Genomic DNA, 17,151 nt, shown 5'->3' with positions numbered 1-17,151 from the left:
TTTCCAGGTTCCGCCGTCAGGCGGCGCCGCCCGCGCCGCCCTGCTCCCGCGCGCGTCTGGCGAGGTCGACCAGGACGGTCTTCAAGGCCGCCGGAGCGTCGAGCGGGGTCTCGAACCACAGCCGCGCGATCCGGTCGCCGGCGACGAGGTCCATCCCCTCCGGGTCGAGCGAGGCGAGGCGCCAGTCGGCCTTTGGCGCACGGCACAGCACCTCGGCATAAAGCGCGACGGCATCGCGGTGATCCTCGTTCATGTGCGCCACCGCGCCCGCCTCCCAGCCGAGAAGCGCAGCGCAGGCCTCGGGCGCGAGGATCATGTCAGCGGGCTGGAGGCTGTAGGCCTTGGCGAAGCCGCCGTTCAGGCTCGCCCGTTCGATCTCCAGCCGGAAGAAGGCGAAATCGCCGAAATCGACGTAGAGTTCGGCCTTCGGGTGGCGGGCGAGATAGCGCCGCCGCATCCGGGCGTGATCCTCGCCGCCGCGTTCGATCCGCACCGCCCGGGTGAACAGCGTGATGCGCGGATGGGCGAGCGGATCGCCCTTGCCCGCCTCGCCGAGCAGCAGCGATGAGCGCGGATCGGCCATGATCGCCGCGGTATGGCCCGACAGCGTCGAGGCCAGCATGACCGGCGTGCCGTCCATGTCGGGGGCGACCGCGACGCGGCTGGCGAGCGGATGGCCGGTTTGCGGTTCGAGCGCGGCGAGCGCGCCGTGACGGGCGCAGCGCACAAGACCCCGGGCGAGGCGGCGCGCCTCGTCGTCGGTTTCGCGGATGACGGATTTTTCCTTCGGCGTTTCGGCCATGGTGCGTGTCCTTGCCTCGACATCTCCCTCGGGCGGCATTTAACGCTGTGCGGCGCGGAATTTTTCAAGTTTTTTGCCGGCACGACCAGCGCAGGAGAGCGTGAGCAAGGGATCTCCACATTCATTTTCAATATCTTAGATCAAGGCTCCCCGGATCCGCCAAGACCCTGAACGCCAGATGAACGCGCCTCTCACGACGCGTTCAGCGCCGCCGCGGCATAGTCGCCTCATCGGTTCGACGCCCCATCGCTTCGATGCCAAGCGTCCTTGAAGGAGACCCTGCCATGACCACCACCAAGCGCCTGATTGCCGCTGCCCTGTCCGGCGCCCTGCTGCTGCCGACCGTTAGCCTCGCCGAGGCCGGTCCGCGCGACGGCTGGCGCGGCCATCCCCACGGCGGCTGGCACGGCCCGCACCGTCCGGCACCGCCCCGCCATCACGGCGGACGCCGCGACGACGCCGGCGCCGCCCTGGCCGCCGGCATCATCGGCCTCGCCGCCGGCGCCGTCATCGTCGGCGCCATGACCCAGCCGGCGCGCCCCGCGCCGCTGCCCGCACCGAGCCATGGTCCGGCTTATGGTCCAAGCTATGGCCCGGCCTACGGTCCGGTGCCGCCGGCGCCCGGCCGCGTCTACGACGCCGGCTTCGGCTACCAGCCGTGGAGCCCGGCCTGGTACCGCTACTGCGCCGACAAGTACCGCAGCTTCAACCCGTCGACCGGCACCTACACCACCTACGCCGGCGAGCAGCGGTTCTGCCAATAACCCGCCGCGTCCCGGGCGACAGGCCAGCCGAACTGGCCGCCCGCCCGGCCGGACCACCTGAAGGGGCCGCGCCCGGCGGCCCCTTTTTTCGTGCCGAACGGCGGAACGTCGCCGGTCAGTCGCCCCCCGGTCAGTCAGCCATGGTCTCGATCGAGGCGAAGCCGCTGGGCGCCTCGCCGGCCTCGAACGGCGTCTCCACCTCGACCACGGTATCGGGATAGAAGCCGTTGAAATGGGTGCGCAGGGACAGCGAATAGGCGCCGATGTGGCCGATCTCGATCCAGTCGCCGGTATCGACGGTCTCCGGCAGCCAGAACGGCCGCGACAGGATGTCGACGCTGTCGCAGGTCGCGCCGCAGACCTTGAACGGCACGATCTCGTCCGGATTGCCCGCGCGCCGCTTGCGCGCCGGATCGGGGATGAACCGCGCCGGCAGGGTGATCTTGCCGGTCCAGCTGTCGGACAGCGACGCCCAGATGCCGTCGTTGATGTAGAGCCGCCGGCCCTTCTTCAACAGCACGCGCACGACGAGCGAGATCGAGCGCGCGACGATCACCCGGCCGGGTTCGGCGACCAGCGGCAGGGTGTCGAAGCCCCAGTCGGAGATGTCCTGGCGCAGCTGCGCCATCAGCTCCTCCAGCGACGGCATCTCAGGGGTCCGGCGGCGCGGATCGTGGCCGTAGACGGCCGGAAAGCCGCCGCCGACGTCGAGCGCGACGATCGGCACGCCAGCGCGCGAGCGGATCCAGTCGGCGGAGGCGAGCGCCCGTTCGTAGGTCTGCGGATCCTCGATCTGGCTGCCGACATGGAAGCACAGGCCGCAGCGGAAGCCGATGCGGTCGATGCGCTGCAGCAGTTCGACCGCATGGGCCGGCGCGGCGCCGAACTTCTTCGACAACTCGTAGGCGGCCTGCCCCTTGGTGGCGATGCGCACGAACAGGGTGATGTCGCCGGGATCGATGTCGAGCGCGCGCACGACGCGCAGGATCTTGGCGACCTCGTCCTCATGGTCGAGCGACAGGGTGCGGATGCGGTAGGTCTCCAGCGCCAGGCGGATGTGCGACTGCGCCTTGACCGGATGCATGTAGAGCATTTCGGCTGAAGGCGCGACGCCGCGCACGGCGGCGAATTCCGCCGGCGAGGCGACGTCGAAACAGTCGATGCCGGCCTGCGCCAGCGTCGCCAGCACGAAGGGCTCGCCGTTGGTCTTGACCGCATAGGCGGTCTTGCCGGGAAACAGGCCGGCGAAGCGGCGCGCGTCCTCGGCCAGCACCTTGGGCCGGAAACAGTAGACCGGCTGGTCCGGGCGCATCGAAAGGGCTGCGTCGACGGCGGTCTGGTATCGCTCCATGAGATCGTTCCCGTGGCTCAGGGGTCTGTCTGCGACGGGCAGTGGAGCCCAGCAGGACCGCGAAGGCAAGCGCAAGGGCCCACCGTCCACCGCCGCGCACGCCACGACGTCGCACCGCACGCGGACGGCCTTGCATTTTTCCGCGGCTCTTGCTTCGCTGGTGCAGCATCCTCTAAAGGCCTCCCGATATGACCTGGGAACTCTATTCCGCCTATGTCCTCGCCACCCTGGTCGTGCTCGCGATTCCCGGGCCGACGATCATGCTGGTGATCAGCTACGCCCTCGCCCACGGGCGCCGCTCGGCGGCGGCGAGCGTGCTCGGCGTCGGCCTCGGCGATGCCACCGCGGCGACCGCATCCCTGCTCGGCCTCGGCGCCGTGCTAGCGACCTCGGCAACCCTGTTCACGCTGCTCAAGTGGGTCGGCGCCGCCTACCTGCTGTGGATCGGCGTCAAGATGTGGCGCCAGCCGCCGGCGCCGCTCGACGCCATGGAGGTGGCGCCGATGAACCCGCGCCGGATCTTCTGGCACGCCTATGTCGTGACCAGCCTCAACCCGAAGGGGATCGTGTTCTTCATCGCCTTCCTGCCGCATTTCATCGCGCCGGGCGCGCCGCTGGCACCGCAGTTCGGCCTGCTCGGCGTCACGTTCGTGGTGCTGGGGATCGCCAACGCGGCGGTCTATTCGCTCGCGGCCGCCTCGGTGCGCGAGCGCATCCGCCGGCCGCAGACGCTGAAACTGGTCAACAGGGTCGGCGGCGGCCTGCTGGTCAGTGCCGCGGCGATGACCGCCCTGTTGCGCCGCACGGCGAGCTGAGAGGCACCGAACGCGCCGGCGCCCTTTGCGTCAGGACGCCTTGCCGCCGCGCTGCTTGATGGCGGCCAGTGCCCGCACGGCCTCGGCACGCTGCATGCGGGCGTAGCGGTTGATCGCATCCGTCATCGCCTTGCCGCTCAGTTGCAGGCGTTTGGAGCGCATCTTGACGACGTTCTTGTAGGCGTTGTCGGTGACGCCGTTGGCCCGACACAGGATGATGAGCGGCGTGTCGCCCTGGTTGAACACGACGCGGGTCACGGATTCGGCCGGCAGTTCGCTGACTTCGGCCAGAAGCATGGCAAGATCGATCGGCCGGTCCGCCTTGGCGAACTGGTTGACGGCGTCGTCGATCGGCCGCTTGCGCGACTTTACGTCGCGGATCAGCATTTCCGCGCGGCTTTTTGCACTGCCGAGATCGCGCATCTGCGCCTGGACTTCCTGTGCGGCGCGCTCGGCGAGAAGCTGGATCAGCGTGTTGTTGGTGCCGAGTTCCTTGATGCGCTTGCGCAATTCCTCGGACAGATAGGGGATCAGCCGGCGCGCCGGCTCTTCGGGAATGTCACTTCGGCCGATCAGCGCTTCCTGGACGATCGGATGCTGCTGCGCCTTCTCCAGGAGCCGTTCGAACGTATCCGGCGTGAAGCGGGCCTGTTCGTTGCCGGCAACCTTGGCCAGCACCTGGGAATTGCCGCGACCGACAATGACGGTCGTCACGTTCTCGCCGAGGGGGCCGCGATCCGCAATCGCGCCGAGATGATCCATGGATCCTTCCCAGGCGATCGAGGCAAGATCCTCGTCGGTCAGAACCGGCGAGTTCTCGAGCACCTGCTTGGCTACATCGATGCTGTCGCTGGCAAGGCGCACCATCAGGTCGTGCGGAGCGTGCGGGTGATCGGAGACGCGTGCGGACAGGGCGACCCGCGCCTCTTCCTCCAACTGGCCGAGAACGCGCAGGACGATGTCGCCGAACAGCAGGGCGATATGGTCGATCTCACTGTCGTCGGCGGCGAGAAACAGATCGGTGACCGCCTCGACCAAGGTCTTGCGGCCGCTCGACGAACTGTCTCTGGCGAGCTCGGACAGCTGTTTCAGATTGACCATTCCGCCCCCCACGGACACCGCCCCGACTCCTTTTCACAATTCTAGGGGGAGATAAGTTAACGATTAATTAACCGGACGATGAAAACAGATCGCAACGCTTAACCTCTCCCGTTAAGGTGTATTTTCATGCTTAATATACATTTAAAGATTAAGTATATCATATAAATTTAGGAAGATTTACGTAAATTGATACGTATTTCCAAAAAGTCGAAAGTACCGACGCATGAAAGCGCTGCGCCACTCCGCACCGGCCGCGGACAATAGTAGTCCCGCAGCGTCAACGCGACAATTCGGCGCGGATGCCAGCAATTCCGCTGTTTTTGCGGCGCAAAAACTTTTTCGCTTCGGTTGACGGCAAAGCTTCTCTACACTTGTTTTTGTGAAGGGATGGACAATCGGGAGGCTACAACAATGTCGATCGTCCGAAATCTCGACGTCATCGCCGTTTGCGCGGCATTCGGGTTCCTCGGCGCCATCGTTTTCGGGGTGCTCTAGGCGTCACATGCTTCCGAACAGGCGGCGGCATAGCGCCGGAACGGCCCCGCCTTCGCAAGGTAACATTCGTCTTGCGGCCGGCATGCACAGCAGCCGTCGCGGAGTGCAAGCGCTTCTCCACGACGGGTTTTACTGGCAGATGCCGGCTCTCTGTCGGAGGAAAGCTTGCCGGACCACCGCACTGCGGCGGTCCGGTCGTTTGGCTTCGGCCTAGAGTGCTTTCCGATCGAGCGGAACCGCTCGATCGCTCCAGCTTCTTCACTGGGGCATATTCCTATCAGCCGGATCGATTCGATCCGGTCGGACTATGCTCCAGTATCCCTTGTCGTGCCGGATCCCAATGCCCGCCGGACCGGACTGTCTGGCAGTCTCCCCGCCCCCCGAGGCCGATGGATACTGCCGCCACCGCTCCTGGCACACGAGGTGACCGGACGAACGCTTGCAACGGCTCAGGCCGCGCGCCCGGCGAGATCCTCGATGGCGGCACGGGCGGCTTCGCGCTTCGCATCCGCGTCCATCATCATCTGGTCAGCAGCGATGAAGCTCACGTCGGTGATGCCGACGAAACCGAGCATGTGACGCAGATAGCCCGACGCGAAGTCGATGTCGGACCCGATCGCGGTTCCGCCGGAGGCGAACACCACATAGGCCTTGCGTCCGTCGAGCAGCCCGACCGGGCCGTTCTCGGTATAGCGGAAGGTCTCGCGCGCCCGCGCGACCAGATCGATCCAGGCCTTGAGCGTGGCCGGAACACCGAAATTGTAGACGGGCAGGCCGATCACCAGAATGTCGGCACTCCGAAGCTCGTTGACCAGCGTGTCCGACAGGGCCAGCTTCAGCTTCTGTTCCGGCGTCCGCTCGGCAGGATCGGTGAAATTGGCGCCGATCCAGGCTTCATCGATGAAGGGAAGGCCGGTCGACAGGTCGCGAGTCAGCACGCGTGCCTGCGGATCGGCCTCCAGGAGCCGGGCGACGAGATCATCCGCCAGCTGGCGGCTGACGGACGCCTTGCCCCGGGCGGACACGTCCAGCTTGAGGATCGTCTTGGGGTTCGACATGAAAGGTCTCCAACGGTTTGCGCCGGGAGGGGCGCTTTGTTCAACCGCTAGAAGATCTAGTGCCGGACTTTCGGATCACTATATCCGAAAAAATGAACGGTGTGTCGATGGCAGCGGCTATTCCGCCGCTTCCATCCGATGCGGATCGTAGTTGAGGATCGGCGCCAGCCAGCGTTCCGCGAGGCCGACGTCCCAGCCCTTGCGCGCGGCATAGTCCTCGACCTGGTCGCGCTCGATCCTGCCGACGCCGAAATAGTGGCTGTCCCTGTGGCTGAAATAGAGCCCCGACACCGACGAGCCCGGCCACATGGCATAGCTCTCGGTCAAGCGGATGCCGGTTGCCGCCTCGGCATCGAGCAGGTCGAACAGGGTCGCCTTTTCCGTATGGTCGGGCTGCGCCGGATAGCCGGGAGCCGGGCGGATGCCCTGGTACTTTTCCTCGATCAATTCCTCAGCGCTGAGCCTTTCGTCGGGCGTGTAGCCCCACAGCTCGGTGCGCACGATCTGGTGCAGCTTCTCGGCAAAGGCTTCGGCCAGCCGGTCGGCCAGCGCCTGGCTGAGGATCTTGCTGTAGTCGTCGCCGGCCCGGGCGTAGCGCGCCGCAAGCTCGTCCTCGCCGTGGCCGGCGGTGACCGCAAATCCGCCGATCCAGTCGGCGACGCCAACCCCTTCCGGCGCGATGAAGTCGCTCAACGCCACATTCGCCCGCCCGCCGCCGGCACGCGCCATCTGCTGGCGCAGGGTGTGCAGCACGGCCCGCTCGGCCTCGCGGCCCTCGTCGGCATAAAGGACGATGTCATCGCCACGGCTGGCCGCCGGCCAGAAGCCCGCAACGCCGCGGGCGGTCAAAAGCTTGCCCTCGACGATCTCGTCCAGCATGCGCCGGGCGTCGTCGTAGAGCGCCCTGGCCGCCGGACCATAGCGGTTGTCGGTCAGCACGCCGGGATAGCGACCCTTGATTTCCCAGGTGGCGAAGAACGGCGTCCAGTCGATCACCGGCACCAGGTCCTCCAGCGGGAAGCTGTCGAACACCGTCGTGCCGAGCCGCCTCGGGCGGACCGGCGCGAGCGAGAAATCGGCCTGGAACGCATTGGCGCGCGCCTCGGTCAGGCTGACGCGCTGTCCGGCGCGGCGCCCGGCGGCATGCTCCTCGGCGATCCGGGCGTATTCCTCGCGCACCTCGGCAAAGTAGGGCGCGCGCTGGCCCTCGCTCATCAGCCGGGAACAGACGCCGACCGCGCGGCCCGCGTCGGTGACGTAGATCGCCTGGCCGCGGGCGTAGTTGGGGTGGATCCTGACCGCCGTGTGGATGCGGCTGGTGGTCGCCCCGCCGATCAGCAGCGGCACGTCGAGTCCCTCCCGCTCCAGTTCGGCCGCCACGTGGCACATCTCGTCGAGCGAGGGCGTGATCAGGCCGGACAGGCCGATGATGTCGACCTTCTCGGCCCGCGCCGTTTCCAGGATCCTGGCCGCCGGCACCATGACGCCGAGGTCGATGACCTCGAAGTTGTTGCACTGGAGCACGACGCCGACGATGTTCTTGCCGATATCGTGGACGTCGCCCTTGACCGTCGCCATCAGGATCCTGCCGGCCGAGGACTGGCCCTCCTGGCCCAGCTCGCGCTTTTCGGCCTCCATGAACGGCATCAGGTAGGCGACCGCCTTCTTCATCACGCGCGCCGACTTGACCACCTGCGGCAGGAACATCTTCCCCGACCCGAACAGGTCGCCGACGACGTTCATGCCGTCCATCAGCGGCCCCTCGATGACGTGCAGCGGCCGCTCGAAGGACCGCCGCGCCTCCTCCGTGTCCTCCTCGATGAAATCGGTGATGCCGTTGACGAGGGCGTGTTCGAGACGCCGGGCAACCGGCCAGCCGCGCCATGCGAGGTCGGCCTCCTTCTTCCTGCCGCCCTCGCCCTTCCAGCGCTCGGCCGCCTCCAGCAGCCGGTCGGTGGCGTCCTTGCGCCGGTTCAGCACCACGTCCTCGCACAGATCGCGCAGCTCCGGGTCGAGGTCGTCGTAGATGGCGAGCTGGCCAGCATTGACGATGCCCATGTCCATGCCGCGGGCGATGGCATGGTAAAGGAACACCGAATGCATCGCCTCGCGCACGCTTTCGTTGCCGCGGAACGAGAAGGACAGGTTGGAGACGCCGCCCGAGACGTGGGCGTGGGGCAGGGTCTCGCGGATCCAGCCGGTCGCCTCGATGAAGTCGACGCCGTAGTTGTCGTGCTCCTCGATGCCGGTAGCGACGGCGAAGATGTTGGGATCGAAGATGATGTCTTCCGGCGGGAAGCCGACCTGCTCCGTGAGCAGCTTGTAGGAGCGCGCGCAGATTTCGGTCTTGCGGGCGAAGGTGTCGGCCTGGCCCTGTTCGTCGAAGGCCATGACCACGACGGCGGCGCCGTAGCGGCGCACCAGCCTGGCCTGGGCGACGAAGGCCGCTTCGCCTTCCTTCATCGAGATCGAATTGACCACGCCCTTGCCCTGGATGCACTTCAGGCCGGCCTCGATGACGCTCCACTTCGAGCTGTCGATCATCACGGGCACGCGGGCAATGTCGGGCTCGGCGGCGACGAGGTTGAGGAAGGTGACCATGGCCGCTTCCGAATCCAGCAGGCCCTCGTCCATGTTGACGTCGATGATCTGGGCGCCGTTCTCCACCTGGCTGCGGGCGACGTCGAGCGCGGCCGTGTAGTCGCCCTCCTTGACCAGCTTGCGGAAGCGGGCCGAACCGGTGACGTTGGTGCGCTCGCCGACATTGACGAAATTGGTCTGCGGCGTGACCACGAACGGCTCCAGGCCAGACAGGCGCATGTGGCGCGGCACGTCCGGCAGCGCGCGCGGCCGGTGCGGTGCGACCGCTTCGGCGATCGCGCGGATGTGGGCCGGCGTGGTGCCGCAGCATCCGCCGACGACGTTGACCAGGCCGGCGCGGGCGAACTCGCCGAGCAGGCCGGCCATGTGCTCCGGGCTCTCGTCGTAGTCGCCGAATTCGTTGGGCAGGCCGGCGTTGGGATAGGCGCACACCAGCGTGTCGGCGACGCGCGCCAGTTCCGCGATGTGGGCGCGCATCTCCTTGGCGCCGAGCGCGCAGTTGAGGCCGATCGTGAACGGCTCGGCATGGCGCAGGGAATTCCAGAACGCTTCCGGCGTCTGGCCCGACAGGGTGCGGCCGGACAGGTCCGTGATCGTGCCGGAGATCATCACCGGCAGGCGCAGGCCGCGCTCCTCGAACACCTCGTCGATGGCGAACAGCGCGGCCTTGGCGTTGAGCGTGTCGAAGATGGTCTCGACCAGCAGGATGTCGGCGCCGCCCTCGATCAGGCCGCGCGCCGCCTCGCCGTAGGCCTGGCGCAGGTCGTCGAAGGAGACCGCCCGATAGCCCGGATTGTTGACGTCCGGCGAGATCGAGGCGGTGCGGTTGGTCGGCCCGAGCGCACCGGCGACGAAGGCCGGGCGGTCCGGATGGTCGGCGCGGTAGCGGTCGCGAGCGGCGCAGGCGAGCCGGGCTCCTTCGAGGTTCAGTTCGTAGGCGAGCGCCTCCATGCCGTAGTCGGCCTGGGCGATCGTCGTTGAGGAGAAGGTGTTGGTGGCGACGATATGGGCGCCGGCGCGGTAATAGGCCAGATGGATGTCGCGGATCGCCTCGCCCCTGGTCAGGTTGAGCAGGTCGTTGTTGCCCCTGACGTCCTGCGGCCAGTCGGCGAAGCGGGCGCCTCGGAACGCCGCCTCGTCCAGCCTCAACGCCTGGATCTCCGTTCCCATCGCCCCGTCGAGGATGAGGATGCGCTCGTCGGCGACCGCCTTGAGGCGGTCGAACACGTCGGACTTCTTGAGCATGGCGGGTTCCGTCGACCTCAGGCGGCCTGCTGTTCCGGGTGCGCGGGCCTCAGGCCCAGCATGTGGCAGATCGCATAGGTCAGATCCGCCCGGTTCATGGTGTAGAAATGGAAGTCGGAGAGACCGCGGTCGACCAGGTCCATGACCTGCTCGCAGGCGATCGCGGCACCGACCAGCTTGCGCGTCTCGGCGTCGCCGTCGAGGCCGGCGAAGCGCCTGGCCAGCCACTGCGGGATGGACGTGCCGCACTTGGCCGAGAACACGATCGTCTGCTCGAAGTTCTGGATCGGCAGGATGCCCGGCACGACCGGAACCGACAGTCCGGCGGCGGCGATGCGCTCCAGATAGGCCTCGAACAGGTCGTTGTCGAAGAAATACTGGGTGATGACGCGGCTCGCGCCGGCGTCGATCTTGCGCTTCAGGTTGTCGATCTCGACCTGCCAGTCGACGCTCTCGGGATGGCGTTCCGGATAGCCGGAAACCGAGATCTCGAAGCCGCCGACATTTCGGATGCCGGCGACCAGGTCGGACGCGTAGGCGTAGCCGTCCGGACGCGGCCGGTAGCGCGCGCCGAGGCCCTCGAGCGGATCGCCGCGCAGGGCGACGATGTGGCGCACGCCGCTGTCCCAGTAGTCGCGCACCACCGCGTCGACCTCCGCGCGCGAGGCGCCGACGCAGGTCAGGTGGGCGGCCGGACGCAGGCAGGTCTCGGTCAGGATGCGCTGCACCGTGCGGTGGGTGCGCTCGCGCGTCGATCCGCCGGCGCCGTAGGTCACCGACACGAAGGACGGCGCCAGCGGCGCCAGCCGTTCGATCGTCGACCACAGCGTCGCCTCCATCTTCTCGCTCTTGGGCGGAAAGAACTCGAACGACGCCGAGATCGGCGGGGTCTGGGTCTGCCGCGAGCGGCGGCCGTCCTGGAACTCAGTCATTCACGCGACCTCACGGGTTGCATCGGCAAGCGGCAGGTCGGTCACGATCCGCCGATCACGGGCCAGCCACAGGGTTACGGTCAGTTTGGAGGCCTGGTCCTGGCCAGGCGTCAGGTCCGTGACCGCCTCGACGTCGAGCTCGAGCCCCTCCAGCCAGCGCGCCATCTGCTCGTGGCCGAAGCCGAGCCGGCGATGGGCATGGGCGTCGCGCAGGAACTCCAACTCGTGCGGCGCGAAGTCGACGATCAGCAGCCGGCCGCCGGGGCGCAGGGCGCGGGCGGCTTCCGCCAGCGCGCGCGCCGGATCGTCGAGGAAGTGCAGCACCTGGTGGATGGCCACCACATCGAAGGAGCGCGGCGGCACGTTGAGCGCATAGATGTCGCCGTGGCGCACCTGGGCGTTGGTCAGGCCGAGGCGGGCGAGATTGGCGCGGGCGACCGCCAGCATGTCGTGCGAGGCATCGATGCCGAGCGCAGAGGCATACTTGTCGGAAAACAGCTCGAGCAGGCGACCGGTGCCCGTCCCCAGGTCGAGGAACGCGTTGAACGGCTTGTCGCCGAGCGCTGCGACCATGGCCGCTTCGACCGCGCGTTCCGACACGTGCAGCGAACGTTCCTGGTCCCAGGTGAGCGCCTTGGCGGCGAAATAGGCGGCAGCCTCCTCGGCCTTGGCCTTGCGGATCGCCTTGAACCGCTCCCGGTCGCCGGCCAGCACCGGATCCTCCTTCGAGATCCGGGCGACCAGGTCGCGGGCGACATCGGCGGTCGCCCCGTCGGCCAGGCGGTAATAGACCCAGGAGCCCTCCGGGAAGCGCAGGATCAGCCCGGCCTCGGCCAGAAGCTTCAGGTGCCGGGAGATCCGCGGCTGGCTCTGGCGCAGGATCTCGGTGGCGTCCTTGACCGTCAGCTCGCTTTCCGCAAGCAGGGCGATCAGGCGCAGGCGCGTCGCCTCGCCGATCGCCCTGAGCACGTTGAGGGCCGTGTCCACCGAAAGGGTCTGTTCGTCCATCGTCCGACCGCCGACATCGTAGATTGATATAAAGATATCTTTATACGATCATTTCATGCATTGCAAGCCTCCATCGACCGACCGACGCAGACGACGGCAGGCACAATGCCCAGTCAGGAAGGTTGCAGAGGCCCGGTCAGACGAGGAAAAGTCGGGACGCCGCCGTAGAGGCCGACGGCAAAGTCCGCCACCCCGGCGGCCCAACACCCGCAACAGGGCGTCTTCAGCGGCTGATCCGCAGCGTCGGATGCGGACCCGCGCTTAGCGGCCGGTCAGGTCCTTCACGTCCTTGCGCGTGGTCAGGTCGCGCTCGGCGTCGTAGATGTCGTCCATCATGAACTCGACCGGACGATCCTTTGCCGACGTGTAGGTTCCGCTCCTGGCGCCGAAGCGCAGGATGCCGAGCTTCGCAAGCAGGTCGAGCAGCTTCACGGTCAAATCCTCCCCTCACTGCGTTCCGGAAACCGAAGGCCCGGATATGTCCTTCATACGCCGGATTGGCCGGACGGACCTTGACCCATCTCAACACGGATATCCATTCCCCTAGGGCATGCCAAAGATCTGAAATGGCACGCAAAAGAACGTTGCGGATATCGGCATGCATTGGGCGTTGCCGTCAGGCCAAGGGCCCGATGCGCAGGAAGCACCGTCCCGCGCGACGACGTTATTTCCGAAGTCTCCCGGATCGCCGGACGGGTTTCGGACACGGCAGCGAAGGCGCTCGGCACCAGCGCCGGCAGGAATCTGTCGCCCGGGCACGAAAAACCCCGCCTCGCGAACGAGGCGGGGTTTTCTGCAGCAGACCGGGAGGCGCTCCGGTCCGTGCGAGATCGGTCAGTGCGAGATCATGTCGTCCCAATGGGAGAGTTTCTGGATCGCCTCGTCCTGGCGCATGCCTTCGTACATCGCCACGGCCTGGGCGCGGGCCTGAACCGACAGCCGGTGCCGCCACGGACCGACCTTGAGCAGGGTGCTGACCGTCAGCGACGAGAAGCCGTGCGCCTTGGCAACGATCAGGAACGGCTCGACGTCGAGACGCACCATCCAGTGGCTGGCCTCGTGCAGGCCGACCTTGGTCAGGCAGGCGAAGGCGACCACCGCCTCGGCGAAGCGGTCGTCGGCGGCGAACCAGCGCAGGCTGGTCTCGTTCAGACGGCCTTCGCGCACCAGCGCCATGACCCGGCCGCGCGCGGTCTCGAAGTCGTAGCGGCTGAGCCAGTATTCGTTCGACATGCGCTGAACGGCAATCCGGGCCGCCTGCGGCAGGCGCTCGGCCTCCTTGTTCTCGCCGCTGCTCAGCAGCCGTTCGCGCACCGCGCCGGTGGCGATCGTCACCAGACGCTCGATCTCGGTCTCGGCGAGATCGTTGCGTTCGCTCAGCGCCGTCTGCAGCGCGGGGTCGTCGGTTGCCGCGTCGAGAAGGCCGGCCATGCCGTCGGTGGAAAACACCGCACCCTGGTTCGCGGCGACCCGCCGCTTGACCCGGATGTCGCCACGGCGCACCAGCACGTCGGTGACCTCTTCCGACAGCACCTCGCGTTCGGCGATCGCCAGGCGGTGGCCGTTGCCGTTGCTGCCGGCAATGTCGACCAGGTCGCAGTCGCGCAGCACGGTGGACTTGCGCAACAGGCTTTCCGCCACGTCGATCTGGTCGCCGGCGAGCTGCCGGATGGTACGCTCCGGCCCCCGGCGCAGTTCCGACAGGCGCTCGGCGACGAAGCGCCGCACCTCGACCTCGACCATGTCGACGAGCCGGAGCAGGACCGAGTCGTAGATGTCGACCTGTTCATCGGAACACTTGTCCGACGTCAGGGAAAACAAGACCGCGACATGCCGGGCGAGTTCTGCCCGACGGTCGGCGCTCGAGTCTGCCGAAAGGCCCTGAAAGTTGACCAGTTCCGTATGAAACGCTTCAGACATTTGCACTCACCCGTTGTCTGGAACATTTCACCTTCTTAGTCGACAGATTTAAAGATAAGAAAAACACGAATGAGGCATATAAGTACTTATTTTAGAAAGAATTTGATCAAAATTTATCCAGAACACCGCAGCCATTGCGAAGCCGACAACGGCCGATAGTGTAGGGTCCACAAGCATGCCGGCATACCGGCCAACGATCATCGGAGATCCGCCCATGAGTTCCGATACGCCCCGTCCCGGCGAGATCGCCCTGCCCTTCGACCCCGGCAAGCAGCCGCCCGATGCCGGACTGGTGTTCATCGGACGGATCCGCACGCCCTGGACCGACCGCCACGCCTGCCCGCGCAACGGCCGCGACTCGCAGGACATCTGCCGCATCGAGATTGACCCGCCCTATGCCCAGGGCCTGCAATCCATCGAGACGTGTTCGCACCTGTTCGTGCTCTACTGGATGCACGAGGCGCGCCGCGACCTCATCGTCCAGTCGCCGGCGTTCGACAGCCGCAGCCACGGTTGCTTCGCCCTGCGCACGCCGATCCGTCCCAATCCCGTCTCGCTGTCGGTTGTCGACCTTCTCGAGGTTGCCGGCACGACGCTGCGCGTGCGCGGCCTGGACTGCCTCGACGGCACGCCGCTGATCGACATCAAGCCCTATTTCGCCCGCAGCGACGCGATTGCCGACGCCACGGTCGGCTGGCACGGGCAGCGCACCCACCCGGGCCGGCGCTCCACCGCGATATAGCCGGCGACCGCAACCGGACTGCGTCCGGCGGCGCAAAAAAGAAGGGGCGGATGGCTCCGCCCCTCAAGTGGCACCTAACCTGCGCCGGCGACGCATGTTTGCGCCACCGGCAGGATTGCGTTCGCTCCGACCGATCAGGCGAGGTCGTAGCGGTCGGCGTTCATCACCTTGGTCCAGGCCGCGACGAAGTCCTTGACGAACTTCTCCTTGTTGTCGTCCTGGGCATAGACCTCGGCATAGGCGCGCAGGACCGAGTTCGAGCCGAACACGAGGTCGGCGCGCGTCGCCGTCCACTTCGCCGCGCCCGTCTTGCGGTCGACGATGGTGTAGCTGTTCGAACCGGTCGGCTCCCACTTGAAGCCCATGTCGGTGAGGGTGACGAAGAAGTCCGTCGTCAGCGCGCCCTCGCGGTCGGTGAAGACGCCGTGCTTCGTGCCGCCGTGGTTGGTGCCCATGGCCCGCATGCCGCCGACGAGGCAGGTCATCTCGCAAGCGGTCAGGCCCATCAGCTGGGCGCGATCGAGCATCAACTCTTCCGGGCTGACGACATAGTCCTTCTTCAGCCAGTTGCGGAAGCCGTCGGCGACCGGCTCAAGCACGCTGAACGAGTCGGCATCCGTCATCGCGTCGGTTGCGTCGCCACGACCCGGGGCAAAGGGCACCTCGATGGCGAAGCCGGCTGCCTTCGCCGCCTGCTCGACACCGACGTTGCCGGCAAGCACGATGACGTCCGCGATGCTTGCGCCGCTCGCGGCCGCGATCGGTTCCAGGACCGAAAGGACACGGGCCAGTCGCGCCGGCTCGTTGCCTTCCCAGTCCTTCTGCGGAGCCAGGCGGATGCGCGCACCGTTGGCGCCGCCGCGATAGTCGGACTGGCGGAAGGTGCGGGCGCTGTCCCAGGCGGTGGCGACCATGTCGGCGACCGACAGGCCGCAGGCTGCGATCTTCGCCTTGACCGCCCCGACGTCATAGGCGGCGTTGCCGGCCGGAACCGGATCCTGCCAGATCAGCTCTTCCTGCGGGGCTTCCGGGCCGATGTAGCGGGTCTTCGGACCCATGTCGCGGTGGGTCAGCTTGAACCAGGCGCGGGCGAAGACTTCCGAGAAGTAGGCGTGGTCCTTGTGGAACCGCTCGGCGATCGCGCGATAGGTCGGATCGAAGCGCATCGCCATGTCGGCATCGGTCATGATCGGCATGCGGCGGATCGACGGATCCTCGACATCGACCGGCATGTCCTCTTCCTTGATGCCGATCGGCTCCCACTGCCAAGCGCCGGCCGGGGACTTCTTCAGCCACCAGTCATACTTGAACAGCAGGTCGAAGTAGCCGTTGTCCCACCGGGTCGGATGGGTGGTCCAGGCGCCCTCGATGCCGGAGGTGACGGTATCGCGGCCGATGCCGCGGCCCTTGTGGTTGTTCCAGCCGAGACCCTGCTCGCTGATGTCGGCCGCTTCCGGCTCGGCGCCGAGATTCTCGGCCCGGCCGTTGCCGTGGGTCTTGCCGACGGTGTGGCCGCCGGCGGTCAGCGCCACGGTTTCCTCGTCGTTCATCGCCATGCGGGCGAAGGTCTCGCGAACCTGCGCGGCGGTCTTCAGCGGATCGGGCTGGCCATTGACGCCTTCCGGGTTCACGTAGATGAGGCCCATCTGCACGGCGGCCAGCGGGTTTTCCATCGTGTCCGGCTTGGACACGTCGTCATAGCGGTTGTCCGACGGCGCCAGCCATTCCTTTTCCGAACCCCAGTAGACGTCCTTCTCCGGGTGCCAGATATCCGCGCGGCCGAACGCGAAGCCGAAGGTCTTCAGCCCCATAGACTCGTAGGCCACATTGCCGGCGAGGATGATGAGGTCGGCCCAGCTGATCTTGTTGCCGTACTTCTTCTTGATCGGCCACAGCAGGCGGCGGGCCTTGTCGAGGTTGGCGTTGTCCGGCCAGGAGTTGAGCGGGGCAAAGCGCTGGTTGCCGGTGCCGCCGCCGCCGCGGCCGTCGGCCAGGCGGTAGGAGCCGGCAGCGTGCCAGGCCATGCGGATCATCAGCCCGCCGTAGTGGCCCCAGTCCGCCGGCCACCAGTCCTGGCTGTCGGTCATCAGCGCCTTCAGGTCGGCCTTCAGCGCGGCGTAGTCCAGCGTCTTGACTTCCTCGCGATAGTCGAAGCCCTTCAGCGGGTTGGTCTTGGTGTCATGCTGGTGCAGAATGTCCAGGTTCAGCGCGTTCGGCCACCAGTCCATGACATCGGCGCCCGTGCTGGTGAGTGCCCCGTGCATCACCGGGCACTTGCCGGCGCCCTTCTCTGTCTTAGCGTCCATTTCCATCTCCG

Annotated in this window: 13 protein-coding genes; 3 read left to right on the top strand and 10 right to left on the bottom strand. The window is 66.8% G+C overall.

Annotated features, from left to right (window positions below; genetic code table 11):
* Positions 1-16: 16 nt before the first annotated feature.
* Entirely contained in the window at positions 17-802 is a 786-nt protein-coding gene (locus tag SL003B_RS06650) for a HugZ family pyridoxamine 5'-phosphate oxidase (protein ID WP_013652058.1), read from the bottom strand.
* Positions 803-1,086: 284 nt separating this feature from the next.
* Here SL003B_RS06650 and SL003B_RS06645 point away from each other — a divergent pair, with 284 nt between their 5' ends.
* Positions 1,087-1,566 carry a BA14K family protein gene (locus SL003B_RS06645; RefSeq protein WP_013652057.1) on the top strand — a complete coding sequence of 160 codons (480 nt, stop codon included), beginning with the start codon at positions 1,087-1,089 and terminating at the stop codon, positions 1,564-1,566.
* 130 nt (positions 1,567-1,696) lie between these two features.
* Here SL003B_RS06645 and SL003B_RS06640 read toward each other — a convergent pair whose 3' ends face one another.
* On the bottom strand, positions 1,697-2,917 hold the full coding sequence (locus tag SL003B_RS06640) for an alanine racemase (protein ID WP_013652056.1): 1,221 nt from the start codon (positions 2,915-2,917) through the stop codon (positions 1,697-1,699).
* A gap of 188 nt (positions 2,918-3,105) precedes the next feature.
* Here SL003B_RS06640 and SL003B_RS06635 point away from each other — a divergent pair, with 188 nt between their 5' ends.
* Positions 3,106-3,732 (top strand): LysE family translocator, encoded by a 627-nt coding sequence (locus tag SL003B_RS06635; RefSeq protein WP_013652055.1) that lies wholly within the window; start codon positions 3,106-3,108, stop codon positions 3,730-3,732.
* Positions 3,733-3,762: 30 nt separating this feature from the next.
* On the opposite strand, the gene SL003B_RS06630 is transcribed toward SL003B_RS06635, so the two are convergent.
* The 7 genes from SL003B_RS06630 to SL003B_RS06605 form a co-directional block, all read right to left on the bottom strand.
* On the bottom strand, positions 3,763-4,833 hold the full coding sequence (locus SL003B_RS06630; RefSeq protein ID WP_013652054.1) for a DUF2336 domain-containing protein: 1,071 nt from the start codon (positions 4,831-4,833) through the stop codon (positions 3,763-3,765).
* Between the two features lie 944 nt (positions 4,834-5,777).
* Complete coding sequence (locus tag SL003B_RS06625; RefSeq protein ID WP_013652053.1) at positions 5,778-6,386, bottom strand: FMN-dependent NADH-azoreductase; 609 nt, start codon at positions 6,384-6,386, stop codon at positions 5,778-5,780.
* Between the two features lie 117 nt (positions 6,387-6,503).
* Positions 6,504-10,232 carry a methionine synthase gene (metH, locus tag SL003B_RS06620; RefSeq protein WP_013652052.1) on the bottom strand — a complete coding sequence of 1,243 codons (3,729 nt, stop codon included), beginning with the start codon at positions 10,230-10,232 and terminating at the stop codon, positions 6,504-6,506.
* A gap of 17 nt (positions 10,233-10,249) precedes the next feature.
* Positions 10,250-11,164, bottom strand: coding sequence for a methylenetetrahydrofolate reductase [NAD(P)H] (gene metF / locus SL003B_RS06615; RefSeq protein ID WP_013652051.1), 915 nt, complete (start codon positions 11,162-11,164; stop codon positions 10,250-10,252).
* Complete coding sequence (locus SL003B_RS06610) at positions 11,165-12,172, bottom strand: ArsR/SmtB family transcription factor (RefSeq protein ID WP_013652050.1); 1,008 nt, start codon at positions 12,170-12,172, stop codon at positions 11,165-11,167.
* 261 nt (positions 12,173-12,433) lie between these two features.
* Positions 12,434-12,604 (bottom strand): hypothetical protein, encoded by a 171-nt coding sequence (locus tag SL003B_RS23525; RefSeq protein ID WP_158306628.1) that lies wholly within the window; start codon positions 12,602-12,604, stop codon positions 12,434-12,436.
* Between the two features lie 402 nt (positions 12,605-13,006).
* Positions 13,007-14,092, bottom strand: a complete 1,086-nt coding sequence (locus SL003B_RS06605; protein WP_013652049.1) for a DUF2336 domain-containing protein — start codon at positions 14,090-14,092, stop codon at positions 13,007-13,009.
* A gap of 214 nt (positions 14,093-14,306) precedes the next feature.
* Here SL003B_RS06605 and tsaA point away from each other — a divergent pair, with 214 nt between their 5' ends.
* Positions 14,307-14,834 (top strand): tRNA (N6-threonylcarbamoyladenosine(37)-N6)-methyltransferase TrmO, encoded by a 528-nt coding sequence (tsaA, locus tag SL003B_RS06600; RefSeq protein WP_013652048.1) that lies wholly within the window; start codon positions 14,307-14,309, stop codon positions 14,832-14,834.
* A gap of 134 nt (positions 14,835-14,968) precedes the next feature.
* Here tsaA and katG read toward each other — a convergent pair whose 3' ends face one another.
* Positions 14,969-17,140, bottom strand: coding sequence for a catalase/peroxidase HPI (katG, locus tag SL003B_RS06595; protein ID WP_013652047.1), 2,172 nt, complete (start codon positions 17,138-17,140; stop codon positions 14,969-14,971).
* Positions 17,141-17,151 lie beyond the last annotated feature (11 nt).

Source organism: Polymorphum gilvum SL003B-26A1, from assembly GCF_000192745.1.
Classification (GTDB): Bacteria; Pseudomonadota; Alphaproteobacteria; order Rhizobiales; family Stappiaceae; genus Polymorphum; species Polymorphum gilvum.
This window is presented reverse-complemented; position numbering and strand designations above follow the sequence as displayed.

Coding starts and splice junctions, on each gene's coding strand:
- SL003B_RS06625 (WP_013652053.1), bottom strand. CDS start 6,386: ATGTCGAACCCCAAGACGATCCTCAAGCTGGACGTGTCCGCCCGGGGC.
- SL003B_RS06645 (WP_013652057.1), top strand. CDS start 1,087: ATGACCACCACCAAGCGCCTGATTGCCGCTGCCCTGTCCGGCGCCCTG.
- katG (WP_013652047.1), bottom strand. CDS start 17,140: ATGGACGCTAAGACAGAGAAGGGCGCCGGCAAGTGCCCGGTGATGCAC.
- SL003B_RS06630 (WP_013652054.1), bottom strand. CDS start 4,833: ATGGTCAATCTGAAACAGCTGTCCGAGCTCGCCAGAGACAGTTCGTCG.
- SL003B_RS06610 (WP_013652050.1), bottom strand. CDS start 12,172: ATGGACGAACAGACCCTTTCGGTGGACACGGCCCTCAACGTGCTCAGG.
- tsaA (WP_013652048.1), top strand. CDS start 14,307: ATGAGTTCCGATACGCCCCGTCCCGGCGAGATCGCCCTGCCCTTCGAC.
- metH (WP_013652052.1), bottom strand. CDS start 10,232: ATGCTCAAGAAGTCCGACGTGTTCGACCGCCTCAAGGCGGTCGCCGAC.
- SL003B_RS06650 (WP_013652058.1), bottom strand. CDS start 802: ATGGCCGAAACGCCGAAGGAAAAATCCGTCATCCGCGAAACCGACGAC.
- SL003B_RS06635 (WP_013652055.1), top strand. CDS start 3,106: ATGACCTGGGAACTCTATTCCGCCTATGTCCTCGCCACCCTGGTCGTG.
- metF (WP_013652051.1), bottom strand. CDS start 11,164: ATGACTGAGTTCCAGGACGGCCGCCGCTCGCGGCAGACCCAGACCCCG.
- SL003B_RS06640 (WP_013652056.1), bottom strand. CDS start 2,917: ATGGAGCGATACCAGACCGCCGTCGACGCAGCCCTTTCGATGCGCCCG.
- SL003B_RS06605 (WP_013652049.1), bottom strand. CDS start 14,092: ATGTCTGAAGCGTTTCATACGGAACTGGTCAACTTTCAGGGCCTTTCG.